General features: G+C 61.4%; 10 protein-coding genes. 9 read left to right on the forward strand and 1 reads right to left on the reverse strand.

Annotated elements, in window-relative coordinates:
- From ACK4OE_RS23855 to mmsB, 6 genes are all read left to right on the forward strand, one after another.
- On the forward strand, nt 1–500 hold a 500-nt coding region (locus ACK4OE_RS23855), incomplete at its 5' end, for an aldehyde dehydrogenase family protein (RefSeq protein ID WP_409888772.1).
- A 164-nt stretch (nt 501–664) separates the two neighbouring features.
- A complete protein-coding gene (locus tag ACK4OE_RS23860; RefSeq protein WP_218301185.1) occupies nt 665–1087 on the forward strand; it encodes a lysozyme inhibitor LprI family protein in 423 nt (140 codons plus the stop codon).
- Nucleotides 1088–1129: 42 nt separating this feature from the next.
- The gene (locus ACK4OE_RS23865) at nt 1130–2296 is read left to right on the forward strand and encodes an acyl-CoA dehydrogenase family protein (protein WP_409888774.1); all 1167 of its coding nucleotides are present in this window, start codon (nt 1130–1132) and stop codon (nt 2294–2296) included.
- A 72-nt stretch (nt 2297–2368) separates the two neighbouring features.
- Nucleotides 2369–2833, forward strand: a complete 465-nt coding sequence (locus ACK4OE_RS23870; protein ID WP_409888775.1) for a TfoX/Sxy family protein — start codon at nt 2369–2371, stop codon at nt 2831–2833.
- Between the two features lie 29 nt (nt 2834–2862).
- Complete coding sequence (locus tag ACK4OE_RS23875) at nt 2863–3264, forward strand: DUF488 domain-containing protein (protein WP_409888777.1); 402 nt, start codon at nt 2863–2865, stop codon at nt 3262–3264.
- Entirely contained in the window at nt 3242–4267 is a 1026-nt protein-coding gene (mmsB, locus tag ACK4OE_RS23880; RefSeq protein ID WP_409888779.1) for a 3-hydroxyisobutyrate dehydrogenase, read from the forward strand. Before ACK4OE_RS23875 ends, mmsB begins: the two co-directional genes overlap by 23 nt.
- A gap of 114 nt (nt 4268–4381) precedes the next feature.
- Here the strand turns inward: mmsB and ACK4OE_RS23885 are convergent, their stop codons facing one another.
- Nucleotides 4382–6067: an ATP-dependent nuclease gene (locus tag ACK4OE_RS23885; RefSeq protein WP_409888781.1), complete on the reverse strand. Its 1686-nt coding sequence runs from the start codon at nt 6065–6067 to the stop codon at nt 4382–4384.
- A 360-nt stretch (nt 6068–6427) separates the two neighbouring features.
- Here ACK4OE_RS23885 and ACK4OE_RS23890 point away from each other — a divergent pair, with 360 nt between their 5' ends.
- The 3 genes from ACK4OE_RS23890 to ACK4OE_RS23900 all read left to right on the forward strand — a co-directional run.
- Nucleotides 6428–6817: a DUF2946 family protein gene (locus ACK4OE_RS23890; protein ID WP_409888782.1), complete on the forward strand. Its 390-nt coding sequence runs from the start codon at nt 6428–6430 to the stop codon at nt 6815–6817.
- A 178-nt stretch (nt 6818–6995) separates the two neighbouring features.
- On the forward strand, nt 6996–9176 hold the full coding sequence (locus ACK4OE_RS23895) for a TonB-dependent siderophore receptor (RefSeq protein WP_409888784.1): 2181 nt from the start codon (nt 6996–6998) through the stop codon (nt 9174–9176).
- A gap of 161 nt (nt 9177–9337) precedes the next feature.
- On the forward strand, nt 9338–9769 hold a 432-nt coding region (locus ACK4OE_RS23900), incomplete at its 3' end, for an ABC transporter substrate-binding protein (protein ID WP_409888786.1).

Raw genomic sequence — 9769 nt, forward strand, 5'->3', positions numbered from 1 at the left:
AAGGCCTGATCGAGCGCGGCATTGCCGACGGCGCCACGCTGGAGCTCGATGGCCGCAAGCCCGTGGTGCCCGGCTATGAAAAGGGCAACTTTGTGGGCCCGACGATCTTCTCGAACGTGAAGCCCGGCATGGCCATCTACGACCAGGAAATCTTTGGCCCCGTGCTGGCCTTGGTGCCCGCCGCCGACATCGACGAAGCCATCGAGTTCATCAACGCCAACCCCAACGGCAATGGCACTGCCATCTTCACCCAGTCGGGTGCGGCAGCGCGCAAGTTCCAAGAAGAGATCGACGTGGGCCAGGTCGGCATCAACGTGCCAATCCCCGTGCCAGTGCCACTGTTCTCGTTCACCGGCTCGCGCGCTTCCAAGCTGGGTGACTTGGGCCCCTACGGCAAGCAGGTCGTGATGTTCTACACGCAGACCAAGACGGTAACGGCCCGCTGGTTTGATGACAGCACGGTGAGCCAGGGTGTCAACACCACAATTAGCCTGAAATAACCCCCTGAGCGGCTGCGCCGCTTCCCCCTTTTCTCTGCATCGCTGCGCCATGCGGAAGGGGGACGCCACCCGTGCCTGAACCGTGAGATGGCGGCCCTTGCACGGTGGCGCTGGCGTTGGGCCGCGCCGGTTTTGACTGCATTGGTCGGTGGTAAAAGCAGGACATGCAAATTTTCAAACTGAAGAATTGGGTGTCAGCGGTGGCCGTAACTGCAACCGCCGGGGGTGCGTTGTTGCTGAGCCCGGGTGTTTTCGCCCAGGCAGGCGCCGCGTGCCGCGACGCCGGTAGCCTGGAAGAGACCAACGCGTGCGCAGTCAAGGCCTACCAGGTCGCGGACACGCAGATCGCCATCCTCTACGGTGATGTGATGCGCGCCCTGTCGGCCCATGAACGCCCCCAGCTGCGCCAGGAGCACACCAACTGGCAGCGCGACCGCATCACGCGCTGCAAGCAGGCCACACGCGCCAGTGAGTCAGAACCCGAGTGGCCGCGCCTGTACCACGACTGCCTCACCGCAGAGACCGAGAACCGCCGCAGAGGCCTGATGCGCTGGCTGACGCTGGACCATCCGTCTGCCAAGCCTTAAAAACTTCACCCCAGAACAACAAGAACCAACGAGACAAGCAGTATGGACTTTGAACTCACCGAAGAACAACGCGCCTTTGCCCAGACGGCCCGCGACTTTGCACAAGCTGAGTTCGCACCCCACGCCGCGCACTGGGACGAGGAAGGCATCTTCCCGCGCGAGGCGATTGCCAAGGCGGGCGAGCTGGGCTTTTGTGGCCTGTACGCGCCCGAAGCCGCCGGTGGCCTCGCCCTGCCCCGCCTGGACGCCACGCTGGTCTTTGAAGAAATGGCGGCTGTGGACCCCAGCACCACCGCCTTCATCACCATCCACAATATGGCCACCTGGATGCTGGGCACCTGGGCCACGCCCGCCGTGCGCGACCACTGGGGCCCGCTGCTGACCACGGGTGAAAAGCTCGCCAGCTACTGCCTGACCGAACCCGGCGCAGGGTCCGACGCCGCATCGCTCAAGACCCGCGCCGAGCTGTTGGGCAACGAATACGTCATCAACGGCAGCAAGGCCTTCATCAGCGGCGCAGGCAGCACCGACGTGCTGGTGCTCATGGCCCGCACCGGCGATGCGCAATCGGGCGCCAGCGGCATCAGCGCCTTTGCCGTGCCCGCCGATGCGCCCGGCATCAGCTACGGCAAGAAGGAACAGAAGATGGGCTGGAACAGCCAGCCCACCCGCACCATCAGCTTTGACAACGTACGCATCCCCGCCGACCACCTGCTGGGCCGCGAGGGCGAAGGCTTCAAGATCGCCATGAAGGGCCTGGACGGCGGCCGCATCAACATCGCCACCTGCTCCGTGGGTGCGGCGCAAGGCGCGCTCAACGCCGCCCAGCAGTACATGCAAGACCGCAAGCAGTTCGGCAAACCCATCGCCAGCTTCCAGGCGCTACAGTTCAAGCTGGCCGACATGGCGACCGAGCTGGTGGCCGCGCGCCAGATGGTGCGCCTGGCCGCCAGCAAACTCGACGCCGGTGCGCGCGACGCATCCACCTACTGCGCCATGGCCAAACGTTTTGCCACCGACGCAGGCTTCACCGTCATCAACGACGCCCTGCAGTTGCACGGCGGCTACGGCTACATCCGCGAGTACCCGCTGGAGCGCCTGCTGCGCGACGCGCGCGTACACCAGATTCTGGAAGGCACCAATGAAATCATGCGGGTGATCATTGCGCGGCGCATGCTGGATGGGGATGCGACGGAGGTGATTCGCTGAGCGCTTACTCCTGTTTTCATAGCGGCTAGCGCCTATCCAACGGGCGGTAGCAGTCTATTTGAATCAGAACCCATGCCCGCCCGCCCCCTCTCCGACGAAACCCTGCACCTGATTGACGCCGTCCGCACGGCGCTCGCGCACCGCAGCGACGTGGAAGAACGGACCATGTTCGGCTGCTACTGCTTCTTTGTGGACGGCAAGTTGTGCATTGGCATCAAAGGTGAAGAGCTGCTGGTGCGCCTGCCACCGGACCGCCACGGCGAACTGCAAGAGATGCAGAACACCCGCGAACTATCGCCCGGCGGCGGCATGCAGGGCTACTTCTGGGTGGAGCCCAACGGCTACGCCACGCGCGCGCAGTGGAACTACTGGGTCGAAGAAGCCCTGGCTTACAACCCTCTGGCCAAGGCCTCTCCGCGCAAGAAGAAAACAACCAACACTCCGGCTGCAGCGAAGAAAGCACCCGCCAGCACCGGCACCAAGCCGAAGACAAAAGCCGCCGCCAAGAAGCACAGCATCTTCGAAGCCGACGACTGATCTGCCCCCCCCTACTGGAGCCCACCACCATGCCCCTTCGCATCGTCCGCCTTGGCACCCCGCGCGCCGCCGGGGAAGGCACCCGCATCGGCACCGTGCGCCGCCCGCCACGTGGCGTGCCCAAGGCCGAGTTCGCCACCCGCGACTACTACGACGTGTGGTACCCCCTGCTCTCCCCCAGCGCCGACCTCATGGCCCAGGGCCAGCAGGTGCCCAGCGGCCAAGAAGGCGACAAGGCGTGGGAGGCCTTCGCCAAACAGTTCCGCAAAGAACTGGCCCAGCCCGAGGCCAGCCGCACGCTCGATTTGCTGGCCGCGCTGTCGCACCACAGCGCCATGTCGCTGGGCTGCTACTGCGAGGACGAAGCCCGCTGCCACCGCTCGGTGCTGCGCGCCGAGCTAGCCAGCCGTGGGGCCGACATCAGCCCCTAGATTTCAAGCTTTTTTGGCCGTTACCGCTCTATCGACAAGCCTTTCTAGCTATCAAATTCATACCAAAACCGTACCCCTTCCCTTTCACCATCACAACGACATCCAGGAGCAACACAGCATGAAAATCGCATTCATCGGCCTCGGCAACATGGGCGGCCCCATGGCACACAACCTGCACAAGGCAGGCCACGAAGTGCGCGCATTCGACCTCTCGCAACCCGCCCGCGACAAGCTGGCCGCAGACGGCGTGCCCATCGCCGCCGACGCAAAGGCAGCCGTCGCAGGTGCCGAAGTCGTCATCAGCATGCTGCCCGCCAGCCAGCATGTGGAAGGCCTGTTCCTCGGCGCGGGCGAGCTGCTGGCCCAGTTGCCTGCGGGCACGCTGATCATCGACTGCTCCACCATCGCAGCCGCCACCTCCCGCAAAGTGGCCGAGGCCGCCAAGGCCAAGGGCGTGGCCTTTATCGACGCGCCCGTCTCCGGCGGCACCGGCGGCGCCATCGCAGGCACCCTTACCTTCATGGTGGGCGGCGACGCTGCCGACCTGGAACGCGCCCGCCCCGTGCTCGAAAAAATGGGCGCCAACATCTTCCACGCAGGCAGCGTGGGCGCAGGCCAGACAGCCAAGATCTGCAACAACATGCTGCTGGGCATCCTGATGGCCGGTACCAGCGAAGCCATCGCGCTGGGCGTAGCCAACGGCCTGGACCCCAAGGTGCTGAGCGAAATCATGCGCCGCAGCTCGGGCGGCAACTGGGCGCTGGAGAAGTACAACCCCTTCCCCGGCGTGATGGAAACCGCCCCTGCCAGCAAGGGTTACGCGGGTGGGTTTGGGACGGACCTGATGCTGAAGGACCTGGGCTTGGCGCAGGAGAATGCGATGGCGGTGAAGGCTGCTACGCCGCTGGGGGGGATGGCGCGCAATTTGTATGCGGCGCACAGCCTGGCGGGGCATGGGGGGCTGGATTTTTCCAGCATTATTAAGATGGTGCAGAAGGGGTAATCACTCTTCCGCCAAATAAAAAATGCCAGCGTCTGCTGGCATTTTTTATGAGCAAACAGAGATTCTTATAACGGCAGCACCATAGCCCATTCCAGTCATGGTCGGTAGCCGGTTTCAGCGCCGAATCAAATTATGTGCATCTAGAAAATCTTTAATTTCTCGAGATAAATCTGTGCTAGGGGTAGCAAAGAGATTGCGCGCAAAACCGTATCTATTTTGCCCGAGTGCATTCAGTTTAGGCAGAAGTTCTTTGCCCAATATACGATTTATATTCGTACCCTCGTCATTTGGCCACAGCGCCTCTGTGGCAGGCCCACCACCGTCAACCCAGAACTTCTTGACCGCATCACGTCTTTTTTCCCGGAACTTTTTTCGAAATCTATCCAAATTCTCACGAGATATATCGGCAATGTACTCTTCTGCGATATCTTTATCTATTCCATAAATTTCCGCAAAGTGATCTGCCAGCACATAGTAACTTTCCATATCTGGCAGTCTGGGGCAAAATATTTCCATCCCTTCTTTTACATATGGCTCAGACCATTTAGCAATTTCTTCATCAACAAGAAAATCGCGATCACGATGAATCACCACACGCGGCCGCTTGACAAATAGCTCGCAGATATTATTAATTACAATGGCAGACGCCGCATTATTTATGCCATTGTACGATATTACCTTAACAATCTCCTTCAACCCCAAGCTAGCTATACAGTCTTCAAGCTGCTTTTTGCCCGCATCTTCAGTGCAAAACAGAATATCCCCACCACTGGAATCCAACTGGTCTAGCGCACCTATATCTAACAACATAGATGCCAACCCACTTTCATCATGCATTTCAACCTTGCCGTTTCGAAGCCAAATTATATTAGTCCCATTCGATGCGGAGCTGACGAGGTGCCTGCTGTGAGTTGAGACTATTACTTTGCAAGAGTATTCTTCAACAATTCGGGCGAACGCAGCCGAAAGAAGTGACTGCCTTGAGGGATGCAAATGACTGTCGGGTTCGTCAATCAGAATTAGTTTTGGATTAAAAAGAATTACGTATGCAAAAATTTGCGTTATCTGTATTACACCAGTCCCAGACAAATCAATCGGAACAAACGTATCTTCAGCGTATCCGGCAGTAAAAGAGACTTTGACATCGACAAACAAGTCTTTGGAAGAATCAAAGTCAACCCGAAATTTGCACGGACCAATGATATCAAACATCAGGGAGTGAAGTTTATACAAAAGCCGTCGCTCATCCAATAGACGAATAATATTACGAAAAACCAAGTTCGCCTCACCTCCCGCAGCCTTTTTAAAAACCGAGGCATAACTCTGCATTTCCTCATAATGTGGTATTCCAGCTAATCCAGGCACGTAAACCGAGAATAGATTTGCGTGATCCGATATGAACTGCCCAAAACCCGGATAAACACCACTTCGATCAACTCCAACATTGTGGTGGTTTCTAGCTTTGTAAATTTCAACCTTATAACTAGCATCGGCCCCGTCTGCAGTCTTCCCAAAAAATTCTATCCTACCTCGAGAACCGTCTTTTCTATTTTCATATGGTGCTGAGTTGCCAAGGGTCTGAAAATCACCGGTTGGACAATAACGAAGGCTGGATTCAGCAATAACCACCTGCTGAAACTCTGCAGATATCTGAGCGCAGCTGACACCCATATGGATGGCCTGAAGCACGCTACTTTTCCCAGAATTATTTCCCCCAACAAGATAAGTAATCGACCCAACATCAATCTCTAACTCAACCACGCGTTTGAAATTCACTACAGAAATTCTATCTACTTGCACGATTTCTCCTAGGTAGTACAGGTGGTTTAAATTAGTTTCAGTGTAACACTATACTAATAACAAAGCATTTCATTTATCGCTTAAGACTCGGGCACATGACTGCATTTAGGGCTCAAACAAAAAGTACGGCGTCTTGGCCCGAGTGATTTCTCGTCGGTGTACGCCCTCAAATCACGAAAATACCATTTTCCAAGACAGCCGAGTAAGCCGCAACGAGTTCTGCCGTTTTACTGCAGCGCATCTACATTCGTAATAGAGCGGCCATGCCATTCGATTGCTGGGTCAAGCAGTCGCACCAATCTAGACATAGTGTCTAACCACCAAGCCCTGCTCGCAGTTGAGTATGATTCGCATCCCCTCATGCTGCGCCGCACCATCCCCGCCCTGCCTTTCCACATCGTGCTTCTGCTGGTGGCGTTGTTCAACGCCCTGGCGAGTGCGCCCTTGCATGAAGCGCGGCACATTCAGGAGCTGGTGCGCAGCGCCACAGCCTCGGCAACCGCAGGCGATGTGGATGCGTTGGCAACCAGCTCAGCAGCCAGCGACGAACACAGCGAAGAGACACACACCACCTGCGCCTGGTGCCTGACCCACGCGCTGGAGGCGGGGCTGGCGCATGCACCGGCCCGCCAACCGCAAGTCCCCGCAGAACCCAGCGCCATCGCGCCGCACAGCGCAGACCCCTTCACGGCCCAGCAGGTGCGCTGGCCGTTTGCGGCACGCGATCCTCCGCCAGCCCAGCGGGCTTGACAGCGTCGGGCCCCAGCCAGCCTGCGCTCTATAGCGCATCCCCTTCTCGTTTTCGCCCTTGCATTCACCCCCGTGGGGTGGGTGCGGGCACGCGACCTTGTGTGCCCGCCGCTACCCAGGCGGGTGTGGGCCGCGTTGCTCCTGGCTTTTGCATTCACCGCTTTTGGACTGGTTTGCCATGCGTTCTTCATCCGCGTCTGTTTCTTCTTCCCGCCCTGCTCCCCTGCCACGCCCCACCTTGACGGCCTTGGCGGCGGCGGCCCTGCTGGCCTCCCTCCACCCCGCCTGGGCCGCAGACGGCGATGTGGTCACGCCACCCACCCTGTCTGCCGTGGACGTGGTGGGCCGCAGTGCCTCGGGCACCTACTATGCCGACGAGGCCGAGGGCGCCAAGACCAGCCTGCCGCTGCGCGAGCTGCCGCAATCGGTGCGCGTGATGTCGCGCCAGACGCTGGACGACCTGGGCGCCACGCGGCTGGATGATGTGCTGGACTATGTGGGCGGTGTCTCGCGCCAGAACAACTTTGGCGGGCTGTGGGACAACATCGCCATCCGGGGCCTGCCGGGCAACGAGAACACGGGCATGGCGACGCTGCTCAACGGGTTTTCGTCCAACCGGGGCTTTAACGCACCGCGCGACCTGGCGGGGGTGGAGCGGGTGGAGTTCCTCAAAGGCCCGGCGGCGGCCCTGTATGGCAGCAGCGAGCCCGGCGGCACGCTCAACATCGTGAGCAAGAAGCCGCTGTGGAAGGCCGCGCATTCGGTGGAGGCCTACGCGGGCAGCAACAGCCTGGGCCGTGCGGCGCTGGACACCACGGGCCCCATCAACGACCGGCTGGCCTACCGCCTGAACGTGGCGGTGGAAGACAAGGGCAGCTTTCGCGACCATGTGCGCGCGCAGCGGCAGGTGGTGGCCCCGGCGTTTACGTGGAAGCTCTCGCCCGACACGGTGCTCGAATACACCTCTGAATACCTGCGCCACGCCACGCCGCTGGACCGGGGCGTAGTGGCGGTCAACAACCGCCTGGGCGTGGTGCCTGCCAGCCGCTTTTTGGGCGAGCCTGCCGATGGCAACGTGACGGTGACCAACCAGACGCACCAGTTGGTGCTGTCGCACGAGTGGAACCCCGACTGGCGCAGCCGCGTGGGGCTGTCGTACCGCGAGACAGGGATGGAGGGCTTCTCGACCGAAGCCACCGCGCTGCAGGCCAACGGCCGCACGCTGACGCGCCAGCGGCGCTTTCGCGACTTCCAGTCGGACGACGTGGCCGTGCAGGCCGAGCTGCAGGGCAACCTGCGCACGGGCAGGCTGGAGCATGAGCTGCTGGTGGGCGTGGAGAGCTACCGGTTCAGCATGGATTCGGTGATGCTGCGGGTGAACCCCAGCACAACTGCGCCCTATGCCATCGACATCTTCAACCCCGTGTACGGCCAGGCCCAGCCCACGCCGGGGCGCAACACCGACACGCTGGAGAAGCAGCGCAACACGGCGCTGTATGTGCAAGACACCCTGAAGCTGGGTGAGCAGTGGCGCGTGATGGCCGGGCTGCGGGCCGATAACTACGACCAGAGCCTGCAAAACCGCATCACCAACCGCACCACGGCGCAAAGCCCTTCGGCCGTGTCGCCACGCCTGGGCGTGAGCTGGCTGCCCACGCCGGGGTGGACGGTGTATGCCAATGCGGGCAGCTCGTTCCGCCCCAACACGGGCAGCAATGTGGCGGGCAATGGCTTTGACCCCGAAAAATCCCGCGCGCTGGAGCTGGGCGCCAAGTGGGAGAGCGCCGACCAGCGCCTGGGCGCCACGGCTGCGCTGTTCGACATCACCAAGCGCAATGTGCTGACCAGCGATCCGCTGAACGCGGGCTTCTCCGCCGCTGCAGGCGAAGTGCGCAGCCGGGGCCTGGAACTGGACCTGGCCGGCCGCCTGAGCCCCCACTGGCGCGTGAATGCAAGTCTGGTCGTCAACGACGTGGAGGTGACCCGCGACAACACGCTGGAGGTGGGCGGCCGCCTGCTGAACGTGCCGCGCGTGAACGGCAGCGTGCTGGCGGTGTACGAAAACCAGTTGGCCAACGGCCAGCGCTACGGCGTGGGTGGCGGCGTGACGCACATGGGCAAGCGCCTGGGCCAGGCCCGCACGCAGGCCGAGGCCAATGCAGGCACCGCCGCGTTTGAGCTGCCCAGCTACACCACGGCCAAGCTGATGGCGTACTGGCGCCTGAGCCCCACGCTGAACCTGTCGCTGGACGTGGACAACGTGTTCAACAAGGTGCACTACACCAGCTCGTACAGCCGCGTGTGGGTGGCGCCGGGGGCCGCGCGCACCGTTACCGTCGGGCTGCAGGCCAAGTTTTGATGAAGCACCCCCTGAGTCGCTTCGCGCCTTCCCCCTCTCTCGCTACGCGGGAGGGGGACGCCCCCAGCGCGGCGGGGCGGCCCTTGCGCGGGGGCACCGGTCTTTGGCAGCGCCAGTTTCGTCGGTTGCGGCGAACGCGCAGGGCTATGGAAAACTGAAAAATGAACACTTCCTCGACTTTTCTTAGGCCGCTGACGCGGCGCCGCGCCTTGCAGGCCCCCGTGGCCGCGCTGTTGGCGGGCGCCCTGCCCGCCACTTGGGCACAAGGCTCACCACCCGACTCAGCCCCCGCACCGCTGCAAATCGTCGGCCCGTGGGAGATCAGCGGCCTGGCGCCCGCCAGCAGCGGCTATGTGTTCACACGCCTGCAGGTCACCGAAACCCTGCTGGACGCTGCAGACGATGGCCAGCCACGGCCCGCGCTGGCGCGGCTCTGGCGCCGATCGGCGGATGGGCTGGTGTGGCACTTTGAGCTGCGGCCCGGGGCGCGTTTTCATGACGGCACACCTGTGACGGCTGCCGCCGTGGTGCGCAGCCTGCAGGCCGCGCAGGTGGCGCCCGCGCTGCTGAGCCAGGCGCCCCTCGAATCCATC

The sequence above is a fragment of the Acidovorax sp. genome, from assembly GCF_046314175.1.
Lineage (GTDB): Bacteria > Pseudomonadota > Gammaproteobacteria > Burkholderiales > Burkholderiaceae_C > Acidovorax.

Bases quoted from the DNA above. Each gene is read 5' to 3' on its own strand.
- ACK4OE_RS23860 (WP_218301185.1), top strand. From the start codon at position 665: ATGCAAATTTTCAAACTGAAGAATTGGGTGTCAGCGGTGGCCGTAACT.
- ACK4OE_RS23865 (WP_409888774.1), top strand. From the start codon at position 1,130: ATGGACTTTGAACTCACCGAAGAACAACGCGCCTTTGCCCAGACGGCC.
- ACK4OE_RS23870 (WP_409888775.1), top strand. From the start codon at position 2,369: ATGCCCGCCCGCCCCCTCTCCGACGAAACCCTGCACCTGATTGACGCC.
- ACK4OE_RS23875 (WP_409888777.1), top strand. From the start codon at position 2,863: ATGCCCCTTCGCATCGTCCGCCTTGGCACCCCGCGCGCCGCCGGGGAA.
- ACK4OE_RS23890 (WP_409888782.1), top strand. From the start codon at position 6,428: ATGCTGCGCCGCACCATCCCCGCCCTGCCTTTCCACATCGTGCTTCTG.
- ACK4OE_RS23895 (WP_409888784.1), top strand. From the start codon at position 6,996: ATGCGTTCTTCATCCGCGTCTGTTTCTTCTTCCCGCCCTGCTCCCCTG.